General features: G+C 67.0%; 18 protein-coding genes. 11 read left to right on the plus strand and 7 right to left on the minus strand.

The window, feature by feature from the left end; translation table 11 throughout:
• The first annotated feature begins 22 nt into the window (after positions 1 to 22).
• Positions 23 to 964: a GlxA family transcriptional regulator gene (locus tag AQ619_RS14260; protein WP_062148987.1), complete on the plus strand. Its 942-nt coding sequence runs from the start codon at positions 23 to 25 to the stop codon at positions 962 to 964.
• A gap of 230 nt (positions 965 to 1,194) precedes the next feature.
• Here AQ619_RS14260 and AQ619_RS14265 read toward each other — a convergent pair whose 3' ends face one another.
• The 3 genes from AQ619_RS14265 to AQ619_RS14275 form a co-directional block, all read right to left on the minus strand.
• Positions 1,195 to 1,623, minus strand: coding sequence for a c-type cytochrome (locus AQ619_RS14265; protein ID WP_062148990.1), 429 nt, complete (start codon positions 1,621 to 1,623; stop codon positions 1,195 to 1,197).
• Between the two features lie 2 nt (positions 1,624 to 1,625).
• Positions 1,626 to 3,218 carry a flavin monoamine oxidase family protein gene (locus AQ619_RS14270; RefSeq protein WP_062148992.1) on the minus strand — a complete coding sequence of 531 codons (1,593 nt, stop codon included), beginning with the start codon at positions 3,216 to 3,218 and terminating at the stop codon, positions 1,626 to 1,628.
• A 214-nt stretch (positions 3,219 to 3,432) separates the two neighbouring features.
• Complete coding sequence (locus AQ619_RS14275; protein ID WP_062148995.1) at positions 3,433 to 4,005, minus strand: DUF1003 domain-containing protein; 573 nt, start codon at positions 4,003 to 4,005, stop codon at positions 3,433 to 3,435.
• Between the two features lie 104 nt (positions 4,006 to 4,109).
• Here AQ619_RS14275 and AQ619_RS14280 point away from each other — a divergent pair, with 104 nt between their 5' ends.
• Positions 4,110 to 4,289 (plus strand): YegP family protein, encoded by a 180-nt coding sequence (locus AQ619_RS14280; RefSeq protein WP_062148997.1) that lies wholly within the window; start codon positions 4,110 to 4,112, stop codon positions 4,287 to 4,289.
• A 117-nt stretch (positions 4,290 to 4,406) separates the two neighbouring features.
• Positions 4,407 to 5,207, plus strand: coding sequence for an SDR family oxidoreductase (locus tag AQ619_RS14285; RefSeq protein WP_062149000.1), 801 nt, complete (start codon positions 4,407 to 4,409; stop codon positions 5,205 to 5,207).
• Here AQ619_RS14285 and AQ619_RS14290 read toward each other — a convergent pair.
• Positions 5,167 to 6,282 carry a cell wall hydrolase gene (locus AQ619_RS14290; RefSeq protein WP_062149003.1) on the minus strand — a complete coding sequence of 372 codons (1,116 nt, stop codon included), beginning with the start codon at positions 6,280 to 6,282 and terminating at the stop codon, positions 5,167 to 5,169. The two genes, AQ619_RS14285 and AQ619_RS14290, sit on opposite strands and share 41 nt — an antisense overlap.
• A gap of 386 nt (positions 6,283 to 6,668) precedes the next feature.
• On the opposite strand from AQ619_RS14290, the gene AQ619_RS14295 reads away from it, so the two are divergent.
• On the plus strand, positions 6,669 to 6,878 hold the full coding sequence (locus AQ619_RS14295) for a hypothetical protein (protein ID WP_062149006.1): 210 nt from the start codon (positions 6,669 to 6,671) through the stop codon (positions 6,876 to 6,878).
• 4 nt (positions 6,879 to 6,882) lie between these two features.
• Here the strand turns inward: AQ619_RS14295 and AQ619_RS14300 are convergent, their stop codons facing one another.
• Both AQ619_RS14300 and AQ619_RS14305 read right to left on the minus strand, forming a co-directional pair.
• Positions 6,883 to 7,878 (minus strand): hypothetical protein, encoded by a 996-nt coding sequence (locus AQ619_RS14300; RefSeq protein WP_084746054.1) that lies wholly within the window; start codon positions 7,876 to 7,878, stop codon positions 6,883 to 6,885.
• Positions 7,879 to 7,892: 14 nt separating this feature from the next.
• Positions 7,893 to 8,222, minus strand: a complete 330-nt coding sequence (locus tag AQ619_RS14305; protein ID WP_166504265.1) for a PadR family transcriptional regulator — start codon at positions 8,220 to 8,222, stop codon at positions 7,893 to 7,895.
• Between the two features lie 147 nt (positions 8,223 to 8,369).
• Between AQ619_RS14305 and AQ619_RS14310 the strand changes: the two genes are divergently transcribed.
• Positions 8,370 to 8,939 carry a hypothetical protein gene (locus tag AQ619_RS14310; RefSeq protein ID WP_166504266.1) on the plus strand — a complete coding sequence of 190 codons (570 nt, stop codon included), beginning with the start codon at positions 8,370 to 8,372 and terminating at the stop codon, positions 8,937 to 8,939.
• Between the two features lie 29 nt (positions 8,940 to 8,968).
• Here AQ619_RS14310 and AQ619_RS14315 read toward each other — a convergent pair whose 3' ends face one another.
• Entirely contained in the window at positions 8,969 to 9,601 is a 633-nt protein-coding gene (locus AQ619_RS14315; protein ID WP_062149018.1) for an NAD(P)H-dependent oxidoreductase, read from the minus strand.
• A gap of 190 nt (positions 9,602 to 9,791) precedes the next feature.
• On the opposite strand from AQ619_RS14315, the gene uvrB reads away from it, so the two are divergent.
• The 6 genes from uvrB (at position 9,792) to AQ619_RS14345 (ending at position 16,886) form a co-directional block, all read left to right on the plus strand.
• The gene (uvrB, locus tag AQ619_RS14320; RefSeq protein WP_062149021.1) at positions 9,792 to 12,047 is read left to right on the plus strand and encodes an excinuclease ABC subunit UvrB; all 2,256 of its coding nucleotides are present in this window, start codon (positions 9,792 to 9,794) and stop codon (positions 12,045 to 12,047) included.
• 167 nt (positions 12,048 to 12,214) lie between these two features.
• Entirely contained in the window at positions 12,215 to 12,403 is a 189-nt protein-coding gene (locus AQ619_RS14325; protein ID WP_166504267.1) for a hypothetical protein, read from the plus strand.
• Positions 12,400 to 12,768, plus strand: a complete 369-nt coding sequence (locus tag AQ619_RS14330) for a type II toxin-antitoxin system RelE/ParE family toxin (RefSeq protein ID WP_062149024.1) — start codon at positions 12,400 to 12,402, stop codon at positions 12,766 to 12,768. The genes AQ619_RS14325 and AQ619_RS14330 overlap by 4 nt, the downstream gene beginning before the upstream one ends.
• 1,016 nt (positions 12,769 to 13,784) lie before the next feature.
• Positions 13,785 to 14,078 (plus strand): hypothetical protein, encoded by a 294-nt coding sequence (locus tag AQ619_RS14335; protein WP_062149027.1) that lies wholly within the window; start codon positions 13,785 to 13,787, stop codon positions 14,076 to 14,078.
• Positions 14,079 to 14,473: 395 nt separating this feature from the next.
• On the plus strand, positions 14,474 to 15,031 hold the full coding sequence (locus AQ619_RS14340) for a heme NO-binding domain-containing protein (protein WP_062149029.1): 558 nt from the start codon (positions 14,474 to 14,476) through the stop codon (positions 15,029 to 15,031).
• The gene (locus tag AQ619_RS14345; protein WP_062149032.1) at positions 15,024 to 16,886 is read left to right on the plus strand and encodes an ATP-binding protein; all 1,863 of its coding nucleotides are present in this window, start codon (positions 15,024 to 15,026) and stop codon (positions 16,884 to 16,886) included. The genes AQ619_RS14340 and AQ619_RS14345 overlap by 8 nt, the downstream gene beginning before the upstream one ends.
• Positions 16,887 to 17,207: the final 321 nt, after the last annotated feature.

Below are 17,207 nucleotides of genomic sequence, written 5' to 3' on the forward strand. Positions count from 1 at the left end.
CATAATTCCCTCGGATTCCGCCATGCCTCGTACCATCGGCTTTCTGGTCTATCCGGACTTCCAGCTGCTGGACGCCACCGGCCCGATCGCCACCTTCGAGATCGCCGCGCGCTACGCCCCGGGGGCCTATCGACTGCTGTTCCTGTCGCGCGACGGCGGCCTGATCACGAGTTCGTCCGGCATGGCCGTCACCACCATGGCCCTTTCCGACGCCCCACCGCTCGATACCCTGATGGTGGCGGGCGGCGACGGTGTGAAAGACCCCGCCAGCTGCGGGATTACCCTCGCCTATGTGCGTGACACGGCCAAGACAGCCCGGCGCATCGCCAGTGTCTGTTCCGGGGCCTATGTCCTGGCCGAGGCCGGCCTGCTCGACGGCAAGCGCGCCACCACCCACTGGAGCCGCACCAAGGACTTCCAGAAGCGCTATCCGGCCATCCGGCTCGAGCCGGACCGGATCTTTGTCCAGGACGGCCAGATCTGGAGCTCGGCCGGGATCAGTGCCGGGATCGACCTGTCCCTGGCCCTGGTCGGGGCCGACGAGGGCGAGACCCTGGCCCGCCGGGTCGCCCAGCAGCTGGTGGTCTATCACCGCCGTCCGGGCGGTCAGTCGCAGTTCTCGGCCCTGATCGACATCAAGTCCCGGCGGTTCGATACCCTGCTGGCCTGGGCCCGCGAGCATCTGGCGGAGTCGCTGAGCGTCGAGCAGCTGGCCGACCGCGCCGCCATGAGCCCGCGCAACTTCGCCCGCCTGTTCACGGCCGAGACCGGGGTCACCCCGGCCAAGGCCGTCGAGCGCCTGCGGGTCGAGGCGGCCCGGGCCCTGCTGGATTCCCAGCCGCTGCAGGTCGAGGACGTGGCCCTGGAAACCGGGTTCGGCGACCCGGAGCGCATGCGGCGGGCCTTCATCCGGGCCTTTGGCCAGCCCCCACAGGCCCTGAGACGCAAGGCCAAGGCGGGATGAGCGGATCGACATTCAGGATCACGACGGCGGCCGATCTCTTCAACTCCGTCATTCCCGCCCTTGTGGCGGGAACCCCTCTGTCCGCCGCTGATGCGGGAGGGGCGGCTCGCTGGTGGTCCGCTTGCGTCTCACCTGCCAGCTGAACCAGGGGTTCCCGCCACAAGGGCGGGAATGACGGTGAATAGAGGACCATGGTCGGCCGAATGTCGATATGGCCAGGGCCGGCTAGTCTAGTGTCCCCCACCCCGGACGGGATGCGGGATGCGGGCCACCTCTGAGGCCGTCACCGGCTTGGCATAGCTGTTGCCGAAACTGGTGCGGATATAGGTCACCACTTGGGCGATCTGGTCGTCGTCCAGGGGTCCGGCCAGGCTGGGCATGCCGCCCTTGCCCAGCACCACCGCCGAGATCGGATAGGCCGCTCCGGCCAGCCGCGGATTGGCGGCCAGGGCCGGTATGGTCCCGGCACCGACACCCCCCTTGGCATCGGCCATGTGGCAGGCCTGGCAGACGGCCTCATAGACCTGCTGGCCGGTGACCGGCTTGGCCACGCGGACGACGCCGCCGCCGGTGTCGCCGCCGGCCGGGGTCTGGGCCAGGGCGGGCGTCGCGACGGCCAGCAGGCCGGCCAGGATCACGGGAGAAAGACGGACTGTCATGCTCAGGCCTCCAGGGCGCGCTTGTGCAGGCGGGTAATGGCATCGATCGAAGAGAGCAGAGCGCCCTCCATCCAGCAGCCGACATAGGAGGCGTGCTCGCCCGCCAGGACGATGCGGCGGTCCATGGCCACCAGGGTCTGGTAGTGCTCCTTGCGCGTCTCCTCGGTCCAGCGGGCGCAGCAGCCGAGCGCCCAGGGAACCCGGCTCCAGGCCACCGAGGCCCCGGTGCGGAACTCCTTGCGATAGCTGGCCGGATGCAGGACCGAACCCTGCTGCAGGGCGACCTCCAGCCGCTGCTGCGGGGTCATGCCGGCCAGACGATAGGCCCCCATCTCGCGGGCGAAGGCCCCCAGCAGCACGGCCGGGCCGTCGCCGAACAGATTGTTGTTCGGATAGGAGATCAGGGCGATTTCCTGATCGGTGAAGCTGTGGCCGCCATAGATGGAGTCCTCCTCCTCCCAGAAGCGGCGGTTCATCTCGAGGCCGATCTTGACCTGGCCCGAATAGGGCACAGCCTTGATGGCGGCCATCATCTCGTCGGTGACCTGGGTGTCGATCTGGCCCAGCACCGACAGGGGGATGGTGCAGACACACCAGTCGGCCTGGGCCGTGGAGACCTTGCCTGACCGGGTATCGGCATAGGTCACGGCCACACCCCTGTCGTCCTGGGCGATCTTCGTCACTTTGGCCCCATAGGTGATCTGGCCCTCGACCTGTTTGGCAAAGGCCTTGCCGATCATGTCCATGCCGCCGACCGGCTGGAACATGGTGGTCTGCATCTCGTGCCCCATGAAGAAGGCCATCGAGGTCCAGACCTGCGGGTCCAGCACATCATGCAGGTCATAGAGGGCCGACGGGATCGGCGCGCCGTTGATGCCGCCGCCGGGCGGGCGGTCATAGCCCCGGTGCGAGGCCGAGCGCAGGTTCGAGGCGTAGCGATAGTCCTTGTCCAGCATGCCCCAGCCCTTCAGGGCCTCCAGCAGGCGTTCGCGATCCTCGGGCGTGACGGCCTCGTCCAGGGCCTTGGTATTGACCGACTTGGCCAGCAGCTCGGCGACATGGCCCTCGAAGTCGGCCGCGGCGGCCTTGAAGCGCACCGGCTTGCCGCCGAACGATTGCGACGAGTGGATCCAGGTATTGTGGTTGAACTGGATGAACGGCTCCAGGGCCACGCCGAAGGCCTTGCAATAGTGCAGCAGGGTCCTGTGATGGTGCGGGATCCGCCAGGGCCCGGGATTGAAATAGTTGCCGGGCGCATAGCCGACCTTCTGGGTGGCCCCGCCCAGCTCGGTATAGGTGTCGCCGCCGCGCAGCGACCAGTTCCGGCCGCCGGCCCGGTCCTGGTATTCGAGGATCTGCACCCTGTAGCCGGCCTTGGTCAGCTCGTGGGCGGCCAGCAGGCCGGCCAGACCCGCGCCCAGCACGATCACCGAGGCCCCCTTGCGCGCGCCCGCCAGGTTGGGCGGGCCGGCAAACTGGGTCTCGGCCGCATGGCCCAGCGAGGTCATGGCCTGATAGAGCGCCGCCGTGCCTCCGACCGCGGCGATGGCCGAAAGCAGCTGACGTCTCGTCGGTGTGCGTGCGCCCAGGTCCATGCGACCAAATCCCCTCGCGCCGTCCGGTCGACGGCTGTCGGGATCGAGCTAACGAGAACTCGGACGGCTTGGCGCGGATGATGTCTCTCCCCAGGGGGATCGGTGACGCGCTCTAGGTCATTTGGGGCGCCGCGTGGGGGAGGCTGCGCAGGAACTATGCAGACAGGGCTGGGCGGGAAGGCGGCGCGGTGCGAGCCCCGCAGGGCCCGTCGCCCTACCCCCTCGCCTCCAGCTTGCCCGCCAGGGCCGCCACCTGGGCCTCCAGCCGTGCGAGGGCCTCGGCGTTGTGGCGGCTCAGCTCGGCGAGGTCGCGGTCCCGGAGGGCGTCGAGCTTGGCGTGCAGGTGCATGATCTCAAGCTCGGCCCGCAGATTGACCACATAGTCGTGCTCGGCGTTCTGGCGATCCTTCTGGGCCTGGCGGTTCTGGCTCATCATGATCACCGGGGCCTGCAGGGCTGCGACCGTCGACAGCAGCAGGTTGAGGAAGATGAACGGATAGGGGTCGAAGGACAGGTGGAACGGCCCCAGGGCCAGGTTCAGCCCCACCCAGGCCAGCAGAACCGCACTGAAGCTGCCGATGAAGGCCCAGGATCCGCCCACCGCCGCCACCCGGTCGGCCAGCCGATCCCAGTAGGTGCGGTCATCGGCGACCAGGACCTTGTTCAGCCCGGTCGGTGCCTCGGCGGCAATGAGGTCGATGACGCTGCGCTGGACGTCATTGAGGTCAGCATAGGCCTCGTTGAGCAATTGACGGGACAGTTCGTCGAGACGGTCATTGGGCGACATGGGCAGACTCCGCAGCCCCACACGATTGACACGGTAACACGGCACAAGCGAGGCTCCGCGCGCCGCAAAGGCGACATGCCCACCCTGCTCCGAGGAGAGATCCCATGGCCCACAAGTTCATTATCAAGAAGGACAAGGCGGGCGAGTTCCGCGTCAACTTCGTCTACAACAGCGAGGTCATCTTCTCGACCGAAGGCTATTCGTCCAAGGCCTCGGCCAAGAACGCCATCGAGTCGATCCTGAAGAACGGCCCCGGTGCCGAAATCGACGACCAGACCGACTGATCCGTCCTGACTCAACCCGCGCCCCCTGAACACAGGCCGGGCGGGCGCGGGACTTGACCCCTTCCCCCGGTCGGCGTCTGATCGCCGATAACAAACAAAAACGGGGGAGGACAGCCGATGCCAGCCAACGGCCGCAAGACCATTTTCATCACCGGTGCCGCCAGCGGAATCGGCCTCGCCAGTGCCAAGCGGTTCGCTTCTGAAGGCTGGTTCGTCGGGCTGTCCGATATTGATGTGGCCGGGCTCAAGACCGCCCTCGCCGCCATCGGGCCCGACAACGGTGCCACCTTCAAGCTGGATGTCCGCGACCGCGAGGCCTGGGACAATGCGCTGGGCGAATTCGGGCGCCTCACCGACGGCAAGCTGGACGCCCTGCTGAACAATGCCGGCATCGCGCGGTTCGGCAATCTGGAAGAGCTCAGCGAGTCCGACTGCGATCTGCAGGTCGACATCAACATCAAGGGCGTGATCCACGGCGCCCGGGCCGGTCTGCCCCTGCTCAAGGCCGCCGGCGGCCGCCTGATCAATGTCGCCTCCTGCGCGGGCCTCTACGGCTCGCCCAAGCTGGCGGTCTATTCGGCCACCAAGTTCGCGGTGCGGGGCCTGTCGGAAGCCCTCGACATCGAATACGGCCAGCACGGGGTTTCCGTGGCCTGCGTCATGCCGTGGTTCATCGAGACCCCGATCCTCAATGCCGGCTCATCGGGCAGCAACGAGAACATGGCCGACGCCCTCAAGAAGGGAGGGCTGGAAGTCTATCCGGTCGAGGACGCCGCCGAGGTGGTGTTCAAGTCCGCCAGCGGCAAGGACCTGCACTATCTGGTGGGCAAGCGCGCCCGGCAGATGCGCTTTGCCACCAGCCACATGCCCGGCTCCGTCAGGAAGCAGCTCCGGTCGCGGCCCCTGTCGTCGTCCTGACAGCTTCGGTAGCGGACTTGTCGGTGCCCGTCTTGGCGGGCGCCGAGGCCGGCTCCGAGACCTGGCCGAGCGGGCCGCCCATGCCGTTGCCGGTCGGTGCGGCCGTCTGCACCGGCGACAGGGCGCTGGCAGCATAGATCATGCCGCCGATCGGCTTGCCATCGGCCGAGATGCTGGCGATCTCGGGCGCGTTGGGCAGGTCGTCTAGGGTCGAGGGACGCGGGGTGGCCGAGAAGGCTCCCGGCGCGCCGGCCCGGCCGCCGAAGCGGTAGAACACGTGCATGCCGACCTGGGCGACCTTCAGAAGGCGCGGACCCCAGCCCGGTGCCACACCCGTGGTGTGGAAGTGGGTGGCGGAGCCGACCTCGTTCATCACGGTCCCGGTCAGGGCGCGCTCGGCGATCTTCTGGGCCCGCCGCCAGGCGCCGCGTTCACGGCTCCGGTTCATCGAGCCGTCGCAGGCAAAGCTGAACTGGCAGCCGATCTTGCGATAGGCCCCCTGGAACACGACGCCGCAGATCGACTTCGGGAAGGCCGGGTGGCGCACGCGGTTCAGAACGACCTGGGCCACGGCCGCCTGGCCGCTGGGGGTCTCGCCGCGGGCTTCATAATAGACGGCCTCAGCCAGGCAATCGAGCTCACGCGAGCTCTCAAGCACATTGCCGAGACGGAAGGGCGAGGCCGCCGGATTGAACGGTCCGCCGAAGCTGGCGCGCAGCATCAGGGGCCCGCTGCGGGCGACCGGTTCGCCGGCATGGCGGTTCTCAAGCCGGGCCACCAGCAGCGACACCTGGCGGTCGCGCTGGGCGGCACCCGCCACGGTATAGGGATCATGGCGACGGGCCACGGCGAGCGCGCCCTGGTCCATACGCGAAGCGGCATTCATCAGGGCGACGTCGGAGAAGCCCTCCGAAGCGCCGTCTGCAAGGCGTGTAACGCGGGCGTGCTGGCCAGCGGTCTGGGCAAGCCCACCCGCCAGATAAACACCGCCCAGAGCCAGGCCCGTAGCGGACCCAATCAAGACAGCGCCGACCAGCGCGCGCGCGTCTGCGCGCGTCTGCATGTTATTGTACAAAACTCGTGTCCTGCGCGGCGAGGGCAATCCGCCCCCCGACAAAAACGCTTCTAGAAACCCGGAAAACTCACTGTCGGGCAGTCCTGGAGGCGGAGGTTCGACCGTTTCACGATGTGGCCGAAAACCTGCTTATGACCGGCTTATGACTGATAACGGCGCGAGTCGCAAGCGCACGCCGCAGTGCAGCATTGAATCCGGGCCGATTGGTCGCAGTCAAGAACGTTAACGCCTTGATTCGCTAGAAAAACCCGACAGTGAAAAAAATCACTGCTTTGCCGCAGCGCGAAGCATTGGTCCGACTGTTCTGGACCCCTTGATTCAGGGAACGCGAAGCCATTGAGCGACGTTACTCAAGCCAGACAAACACCGTCTAAGAGGAGCGCGCCATGACCCCCAAACCCCGTGTCTTTCGAGGCCTTTCCCTGGCCGCCGTGGCGGCTATCGCGGCGCTCGGATTGTCCGCCTGCGGGCACAATATGGAGCAGCGCGCGGCCACCGGAGCCATGACCGGCGCCGTCGTCGCCGGGCCGGTCGGCGCGGTGGTCGGCGCCGGAGTCGGGGCCGTCGTCGACACCGCCGCCAAACCGAAGGAATAGGGCTTCAACCGGCCCGGGATCCGTCCCGGGCCGGCGGCAGCAGCCGCCAGCCTTCGATCAGGATCTTGCCGGCGAAGATGGCGGCGGCGACCACGGTGATGACCCTGAAGCTATGGTCCGTGACATGGCGAAGGGTCACGAAGTCCTCGGCCGAGGCACCCGGCCCGGTGAACGTCACGAGCGGCATCTCGCGCCACAGGGCGTAGGCCAGGACGATACCGGCGATCGACAGCACGATCTCGACCGCCGCCCGCGGCCGGATCCAGGCCGGGCGGATCACCAGGATCAGTCCCGAGATGATCTGGCCGATGGCCAGCAGCAGGATGGGCGTGTGCAGCTGGGTCAGGATCGGAGCCAGCGTGACCTGCAGTTCACCCTCGTGGCCAAACGGCCCCCGGCTGCCGGGAAAGTCCACGACGCCGGCCCACCACAGGGCGAAGAAGGTCATGAAGATGACCTCGAACAGGGCCTCGAAGCGCGTGGTGCGGAACCACGACTTTTTCGTCGAGACGTGCGGCAGGTCGCTGACCTTCCACTGGCCAAAGTCGCCGGTCTTGATCCAGCCGCGCTCGACCATTGCCCCAATGATGGTGATCACCCCGATCAGTTGCAGGGCTGTAGGAATGAAGTCGTGGATCACGCGGCTGGGGATGCCCGCCATGCCGCCATGCGCGCCCGTCAGGCCCTGGACCACCGCGGGAATGATGCCGACGAAGAGGGCGATGGCCAGGGCCACCTTCACCGCGAACATGTAGAAGGGGTAGAGCTCCACCCCGATCAGGGCGCGCTGCGCGCCATAACGTCCGGCCACGGCCAGGGGATGGCCAAACTCGCGGAACAGGGCTTCGAGCGCCTTTTTGTCGAGCGGACGGCCCTGCTGGGCCTCCCTCTCCTCGATACGGCTCATCAGAACGTCGCGCAGCTCGGCGACGATGTCCTGGCTTTGGCCGGCAGGCAGCAGGGCGGCGATGGCGCCCAGATAGCGGTCGAGCAGATCCATGATCCGTCCTCTCCTCAGAGCAGGGGTTGCAGGGTGTCGTTGATGGAGCGCCATTCGGCGGCCAGGCGGGCCAGCACGGCCTCGCCCTCGCTCGACAGGCGGTAGAAACGCTTCTTGCGCCTGTCTTCCTCGCGCCACTCGCTGGAGAGCAGGCCCTGCCCTTCCAGCCGGCGGAGCATGGGATAGAGGGCGCCTTCGTCGATATCGACGCCGACCGAGGAGAGCGCCTGGCGCAGGCTGTAGCCGTAGCGCTCGACCCGCAGCTGGGCGAGGACGGCCAGGATCAGGGTCCCGCGCCGGAGCTCCTGGCGGAGCTGTTCAAAGATGTCGGTTTCAGACGGCATGCTATGTATCATATCGTGTGCGCCACATGGTGTGTGGCGCACACTGTGTGACACACAGTGATTTCGGAGTCAAATACCGGGCATCCTGAGCGGGATGTGCTGCGTAGCTGTCAGCAGGCTCGCCCGATGGGCCAGGAGATCCCCGCCATGCCCCGTACCGCCCTCCTCGCCGTGCTGGCCGCCAGCCTGATGACGATCAGCCAGCCGGCGGCTGCCCGGGACCCGCTCGACATCGCCGCCCTGCGGCTGACCACGGCCGGGGCCTGGGAGGGCAAGCTGGAATATCGCGACTACCAGGCCGACCGCTGGTTCGGCATTCCGATGAAGGTGAGGATCGAGGACGGGGCCGACGGCGTCACCCTGATCCGCAAGGCCGACTTCGACGACGGCCCCAGGGTTGGCAATGTGCGCATCACCACGGTGGAGCTGCTGGATGCGGCCACCGGCAAGGAAACCTCGGCCAGCTTCCGCAAGGGCCGCGAGGCCAGCCTCGAGACCAGCAGCCTGCGCCTGGCCGCGCCTCCGGTCGACGCCACCCACTGGACGATGATCGCGGAAGCCGACGGCCGCGATGACGACCGGCCGGCCCGCCTGCGGGTGACCACCGTCCGTGACGGCGACCGGATGACCACCCTGAAGGAGGTCGACTTTCTCGACGATGCCGCCGAGACCTGGATCCAGCGCAACCGCTCGACGCTGACCCGCGTCGGCGGCTGAGCCGGACCCCTCCGGAGACCCGAGGGGCCCTACTTCACGTCGGTGACGAACTGGTCGCGCGGACGGCGGACCTTCTTCAGATTGACCAGCCAGTCGCCCTCGGGCTGGCGGTAGCCCAGCGGGATGATGACCACCGAGCGCAGGCCGCGCTCGCCCAGGCCGAGTATCGCGTCCAGCGAGGCCGGATCGAAGCCCTCCATCGGGGTGGCGTCGACCTCTTCAAAGGCCGCCTGGGCCAGGGACAGGCCGACGGCGATATAGGCCTGACGGGCGGCATGCTCATAGTTCAGCTGCGCATCACGCTGCGGATAGGAGGCCAGCAGCATCTGGCGGTAGTTTTCCCAGCCTTCGTTGCGGAAGCCCCGGACCTCGTTGACCAGGTCGAACATGTGGTTGATGCGGTCGGCGGTGTAGTTATCCCAGGCGGCGAACACCAGCAGGTGTGAGCCGTCGGTGATCTGGGCCTGGTTCCAGGCGATGGCCTTGATCTTTTCCCGCACCTCGGGATTGGTCACCACATAGACCTCGAACGGCTGCAGGCCGCTGGAGGTCGGGGCCAGGCGCGCGGCCTCGACAATGCGCTCGACCTTGTCATCCGACACGGTCTTGGCCGGATCCATCTTCTTGGTGGCATAGCGCCAGTTCAGCTTTTCAAGCAGCACGGGAAACCTCGTTTCGCCCTCGACGGGGCCAGTTGAGACCTGCATGTGAGGGTAACGAACCGAAACCGCAACGGGTTCAGTGTCAGATAATGTTGAACCCGGGCCCTGCCGCCACGTCCCGCCAGTCTGCTGACACCGGCCGTCAGCAGGGCCCCTAGCCTTCGACCGCGCGCAGCCCTACTTTCGGACCATGCCCAGCACCCCGGACAACGGCGTTTCCGACGTCTCGACCCCCTTCGTCATGGATATCGTGCCCGGCGGCTCTATGCCCGCCCTGTGGACGCCGCACCGGCCGGCGCGTCCCGCCAAGTCGGAAGGCGGCCGGGCCTTCAAGCTGGTCTCGGAATATTCCCCCGCCGGCGACCAGCCGACCGCCATCGCCGAACTGGTCGAGGGGCTGGAGAACGGTGACCAGGACCAGGTGCTGCTGGGCGTCACCGGCTCGGGCAAGACCTTCACCATGGCCAAGGTGATCGAGGCCACCCAGCGTCCGGCCCTGATCCTGGCCCCCAACAAGACCCTGGCGGCCCAGCTCTACAGCGAGATGAAGTCGTTCTTCCCGGAAAACGCGGTCGAATATTTCGTCAGTTATTACGACTACTACCAGCCCGAAGCCTACGTCCCGCGCACCGACACCTATATCGAGAAGGACAGCTCCATCAACGAGCAGATCGACCGGATGCGCCACTCGGCCACCCGGGCGATCCTGGAGCGCGACGACGTGATCATCGTCGCCTCGGTCTCCTGCATCTACGGCATCGGCTCGGTCGAGACCTATACGGCCATGACCTTCACCCTGGAGGTCGGCCAGACGGTCAACGAGAAGCAGCTGATGGCCGACCTGGTGGCCCAGCAGTACAAGCGCAATGACGCCGCCTTCGAGCGCGGCACCTTCCGCCGTCGCGGCGATACGCTGGAAATCTTCCCCGCCCACTATGAGGACCGCGCCTGGCGGGTCAGCCTGTTCGGCGACGAGGTCGAGGCCATTGCTGAGTTCGACCCGCTGACCGGCAAGAAGACCGCCGACCTCGAGAGCATCAAGGTCTATGCCAACAGCCACCACGTCACCCCGCGCCCCACCCTGCGGCAGGCGATCATCGAGATCCGCAAGGAGCTGAAGGAGCGCCTCGCCTGGATGTACGAGAACGGCAAGCTGCTGGAGGCCCAGCGCCTGGAACAGCGCACCACCTTCGACCTGGAAATGATCGAGACCACCGGCTCCTGCGCCGGCATCGAGAACTACAGCCGCTATCTCTCGGGCCGGAAGACCGGCGAGCCGCCGCCGACCTTCTTCGAATACATCCCCGACAACGCCCTGCTCTTTACCGACGAGAGCCACCAGACGGTTCCGCAGATCGGGGCCATGTACAAGGGCGACCGCAGCCGCAAATGGACCCTGGCCGAGTACGGCTTCCGCCTGCCGAGCGCCCTCGACAACCGCCCTCTGAAGTTCGAGGAATGGGACGCCATGCGGCCCCAGTCGGTGCACGTCTCCGCCACCCCGGCCGCCTGGGAGCTGGAGCGCTCCGGCGGCGTCTTTGCCGAGCAGGTGATCCGCCCCACCGGCCTGATCGACCCGCCGGTCGAGGTGCGCCCGGTCAGCAAGGACGGCGCCTCCCAGGTCGATGACGTCATCGACGAGATCCGCCAGACCAAGGCCAAGGGCTATCGCTCGCTGGTCACCGTCCTGACCAAGAAGATGGCCGAGGACCTGACCGAATATATCAACGAGCAGGGCCTGGCGGTGCGCTACATGCACTCCGACGTCGACACCCTGGAGCGCATCGAAATCATCCGCGACCTGCGGCTGGGCAAGTTCGACGTGCTGGTCGGCATCAACCTGCTGCGCGAGGGCCTCGACATCCCCGAATGCGGCCTGGTGGCCATTCTCGACGCCGACAAGGAAGGCTTCCTGCGCTCGGAAACCAGCCTGATCCAGACCATCGGCCGCGCCGCGCGCAATATCGACGGCAAGGTCATCCTCTATGCCGACCGGATCACCGGCAGCATGGAGCGGGCCATGGGCGAGACCCAGCGCCGCCGCGACAAGCAGCACCAGTTCAACCTCGACAACGGCATCACCCCCGAAAGCGTCAAGCGCGACATCAAGGACATCCTCAACAGCCCGTTCGAGCGCGGCGACCGCGTCACCGTGCCGATCGGCGGCCTGCACGAGGGCGGCGGCGACAAGCCCTTCAGCGGCGACAACTTCAAGGCCGCCCTCAAGGACCTGGAAGCCCGCATGCGCGAAGCCGCCTCCAACCTCGAGTTCGAGACCGCCGCGAGACTGCGCGACGAGATCAAGCGCATGAAGCTGATGGACCTGGAGTTCGCCAACGAGGTCCTGACCGCCCCGGGCGAAGCGGTGGACAAGGCCATGCCCAAGCGGGTGCGGGCCGAGCTGCGGGCCGAGCAGGCTGAGGCGTTCCGGAAGAGCCGGCTGTAGGCAAGGCGCCCCCCACCTGACCAGCTCCGCAGGTCGTCCGCCCCCAAAGGCGGGCGGATGAATTTCATCTTCCCCCTCCGGGGGAAGACGATCGCGAAGCGATCCGTAGGGGGCAAGTCCACGGCGTTCGCTTTGAGAAACCCCGATTTTGGCTTAACCTCCTTTCCATGACCGCGAGAAAGATCATCCTCGATCCGGCTGCAGAACCGGCCCTCGGCGCCGACGACGCCGCGCGTGTGGCGCGGTACCGCGCCCTGATCCAGGAGGGCCTCGATGATCTTGACGCAGGCCGGTTCGAGATCGTCGAGAACATCGACGCCTGGCTCGACACTCTGGGGCGCCGCCCGCCCGCATGAGGCGGCTGGAGATCGCCCGCAAGGCGCGGCGCGACATCGACCACCTGCTTTGGGAGAGCCAAAAGCTTCATGGCCCGCGGGCGGCTGAACGCTATCAGCGGCTCATCAGCGTGGCTTTCTCGGACCTGCGCTCGGACCCTGCTTGCCCGACGTCCAGGCCCGGCGAGATCGGCGACTTGCGACTGTATGCACTGAGAGTCCCGGCGCGACGCCTCAAGGGCGCCGACCGCGTAAGTGCGCCGCCTCATGTCGTCGCTTACCGCTTCGACGATGATCGCGTGATGATCCTTCGATTGCTGCACGAGGCGATGGACTTGCCAGACCACCTGCGTCTTGCGGCAAGTGCTGAAGACGGAGAGGCATGAGGCCATGCCTACGCTGCCGTCGCGATCGAAACATCGACGGCAGTGCAGTAATCGGCGCACCTCACGCCCCACCCCGCCCTTCATCTCATGGAGGCCAAGCGTGCCGGTCTGGACAGGTTGGTCAAGGACGGCCCTCCGGGCCGCCGCGAAGCGGCCGGTCGCAGACCGGTCCTTGAGCAACCTGTCCAGACCGGCGACCGTCTCGCCGTGAGATGGAGAGCTGGCTCCCTTCGCCGCGAAGGGGGGCGGTGCGCCTTCCCAAGATAACTCACCGTCATTCCCGCCCTTGTGGCGGGAACCCCTCTATCCGCCGCACGTGCGGGAGGGGCGAAGTGCGCGCGCACTTCGCTGGCGGTTCACGTGCCAGCTGAACCAGGGGTTCCCGCCACAAGGGCGGGAATGACGGGAGCTTTTTGGGCCGAGAGTGGGCCGAGATTGGCGGAGAGTACGGGCATAGCCTCCCGCCCATCCCCGCCCTTCCCACCAAAAACCCCCGCGAAATCAACGCCCTGCAAAAACATCGAGCGCGCCCGTCCCCGGCGCCGAAACCTACCGCATAATCACCTCATCCCGTCGCGAGGGAGAGGGCTCTTGGATCCGGCCCGAGACGCGCGGCGGGGACGCGGTCGAGCGGGGCCGCCGGAGTCGCGTGATGCGGGGCCGGCCGGCTTGATGGGAGGGCGGGTGACGTAAACCCGCCTATCGGGAGGTCCGTCGGAGGACCCCCGCCCGCCCGAAGGTTCGCTCCGGGTCCCTCCGGAATCGGCGTGGCTGCAGCCAGAGGCTGGGTCCGTCGCGAGGGGGGACAAACCCGGGTGGGGCAAAAGGCTGAACCAGGCCTGCGCGCCCCGGCCAGAGGGAAAACGACCGCGCGGGGCGTCAGGCTTCGTCGAAACGGTACACCCAAACCCACAGACCCGGACGCGGTCCGGGCGCCCCGCGCCTCTCCCCTTCCCACCCGCGCCGCGATCCGGCGCGGCGGCGCCGCCGTGCGCCGGCCCTTCTGGAGATCCACCATGACCGACACGCCCCGCGACGCCAGGGTCACCGCCTGGCACAGCGAGATCACCCGAAAGCTGGACACCCTGCGCACAGGCTGGGCCGAGGCGGAGACGGCCCGAGCCGCAGGCCCGGCAATAGCCCGCCGCAACCCGGCCGCCTCGCGCCGCCGCCACACCGCCGGTCCGCCCGATGCCGCCGCCCGGGCCCGTCAGGCGGACGAGGCCCGCCAACTGGCCGAGGCGCGGGCCGGGTGGCTGATCGCCATGGAGCGGGCGGCCATCGATATTGCGCGGATGGGGATGGACTGAGAAAGCACGCCTCGGCCTGGCGGCTTTACCGCAACAGGGCACGCAGCCTGGGGGCGCTGTCGCCACCGGCGTCGACAGTCACCCGATCCTTGGCGACGTCGAATAGTCCGGGACTCAAGTTTGAATAATGTTTGCTAACCAAGTCCCTGAAGCCGAAAACTGTACTCGATTTGATTGTCGTCTATGGCAGTATAGAAAATCCGTGCGACAATTTGACCCATTGGATCCATGTTTAATGCAATCGTTTTCCACAATTTGCTGCGCTAGCTTAACTCTTTAAACGTCGGAAGGCTGATCCTTCGCCACAGGGGACGCCGCCTCCGCACGATCCTCACCCCGCTCCAGGGCCGTGGGTGTTGACGCCGTGATGTACGACCAAGGGAAGGGCCGGGCTTATGAAGGGCGTTGTTTTCAACCTTTTGCAGGCGGTCGTCTCCGAGGCTCATGGCGATGATGCCTGGGATGACCTTATCGACCGCGCCGCCGCCTCCGGGGCCTATACCTCACTGGGCAACTACGATGACGCCGAGCTGGAAAGCCTGGTCGAGGCGGCCTGCGAAAAGCTGGGTCTGGATCGCGGAGCGGTGCTGCGCTGGTTCGGGCAGCAGGCCATGCCGCATCTGGCCAGCGCCTATCCGGCATTCTTCGAGGGCCACGTCGGAACCCGGACCTTCATGGCGGGCATCAACGACATCATCCATGCCGAGGTGCGAAAGCTCTATGTCGGGGCGGAGTGCCCGCACTTCAACATGCGGAACGCCGCAAGCGACCAGATGGACCTGGACTATATCTCGTCCCGCCGCATGTGCGCCCTGGCCCAGGGCTTCACCGAGGGCGCGGCCCGCCATTTCGGCGAGGAGATCGACTTTCAGCATCTGACCTGCACGGATCGGGGAGATCCGCGCTGCACGTTCCGGATCGCCTGGCCCCTCACCCAGGCGGCCCATGCCTAGACCCCTGGCACCCACGGTCGATCCGCCCACGGTGCTCCTCGAACGGATCGCCCGCCTGGAGCGCCGTCTGGAGCGCGAGAGCCGGGCGCGGCACGAGGCCGAGCTGATCGCCGAGCGCGAGACCCTGAACCTGTTCCAGCAGAAGGAGCAGATTCGGCTGCTGTCGGAGCTGGCCATCATGGCCAACCGCGGCGGCGAGGTCGCCGAGGTCCTGCGGATGGCGATCCAGAGCATCTGCACCTTCACCTCCTGGCCGATCGGTCATGTGCAACTGGTCGAAACCCTGGCCGATGGCCGGCGCCGGATGCGGCCGTCTGGCATCTGGTGGGCCAGCGAAACCTTTGACGGCGCGGCCCTGATCGCCGCGACCGAGGCCATTGAATTCGTCGACGGGGTTGGCCTGCCCGGCGTGGTCCTGTCGAACTCCCGGGCCTACTGGATCGCCGCCGACGACAACCGCACCCTGCCGCGCAGCCGGATCGCCCCGGACAACGGGATCGCTGCCGGGGTCGCCCTGCCCGTCCTGGTCGGGTCCGACGTCGTCGCCATATTGGAGTTCGGCCAGGTGATTGCCCGGGAACCGGGGCAGGACACCCTCGACTTCCTGGGCCAGATCGGCGCGATCCTCGGGCGGGTCATCGAGCGCGACCGGGCCACTGTCGCCGCCGCCACCGCCCAGCGGGACCTGGAGCAGATGCTGCACCGGGCCGAGGCGGCCAGCCGCGCCAAGACCCAGCTCCTGGCGGTCGCCAGCCACGAGGTTCGCACGCCGCTGAACGCTGTCCTCGGCCTGGCCGAGGCCCTGGCGGCGACCCCGCTGGATGATGAGCAGCGCGATCACCTCGACGGCATCCGCCGCTCCGGCGGCATGCTGCTGCGCCTGCTCAGCGCCGTCATGGACTTCGTCCGGGTCGAGTCCGGGGCCAGCGCGGTCGCCCGGACCGAGTTCGACCTCGTGCAAATGACCCGGGACCTGCTCGAGCTGTGGCGAACTCCAGCCGCGGCCCGGGGCCTGTCCATGACCCTGGACGTCACCGCCCTGCCCGAATCCCACAGGATCATCAGCGATCCCGGCAAGATCGAGCAGACCCTCACCAACCTGATCTCCAATGCCGTCAAGTTCACCCCCGACGGCGGCGCAATCCACGTGCGGCTCAGCCCGTCCGTCGGCAAGGCCGACCGGATGCTGGTCGAGGTGAGTGACACCGGCCAGGGCGTCGCCGACGAGGACCGGGACCAGCTGTTCACGCCCTTCCAGCCGGCCCGCCTGGGTCGCGAGACCGGTGGCGCGGGCATGGGCCTGGCGATCTGCGCCGCCAATATCCAGGCGCTCGGCGGCGAGATCGGCTGTGACTCGGAAGCCGAGGCGCGGGCGGCCGGCGGCTGCCGCTTCTGGTTCGACTTTCCGGCCGAGCCGGCCAGAGTCGGGTCCGAACCCGAGCCTGAGTCCGAGCCCGAGCCCGAGGCCGCCCTGACGCTGCGCATTCTCGCCGCCGAGGACAATCCGGCCAACCAGCGCGTCCTGCAGCTGCTGCTGGCCCAGATCGGGCTTGAGGCCCGGATCGTCGATGACGGGCTGGCGGCGGTGGAGTCGGTGCAGCAGGAGCCCTTCGACCTGATCCTGATGGACGCCAACATGCCCCGCATGAACGGGGTCGAGGCCGTGAAGGCCATCCGCGCCCTGGAGACCAAGGCCTGCCTGACGCCGATCGTGATGTTGACCGCCAATGTGTTTGAGGACGACCTGCTGCGCTATCAAGAGGCCGGGGTCGATGGCGTCCTGGCCAAGCCGATCATCGTCTCGGAACTCTTCGGCATCCTGACCGCCGTGCAGGAGATGACGGCCGCGCGCTGAAGGCGGCCGCGCCCGGCTTGAGGCTTCTCCCCCCGCTTCAAACGGCACCTTCTGGGGGCGCCGCCCTGACCCATGCCCGAAACGGGTTTTGGACCGGGCCGCTCACTATTAAATGGGCACGGAACGTGTCAAAACATTTTAACCCCTCAAACATTTTGAGCGGTAACTATATCTGGGCCCTACAACGGCGTAAATTCAGCATTTACTCTGTTAAAGCCGCGCTCCCGAAAGTAATTGAAAGTTATTTGACGTTAATAAATACAAGGCACAATTCAACGGACTTTGTCCGTTTTTACCCTTCGGGAAACGATAGCGTTACAT

The organism is Caulobacter henricii (assembly GCF_001414055.1).
Lineage (GTDB): Bacteria > Pseudomonadota > Alphaproteobacteria > Caulobacterales > Caulobacteraceae > Caulobacter > Caulobacter henricii.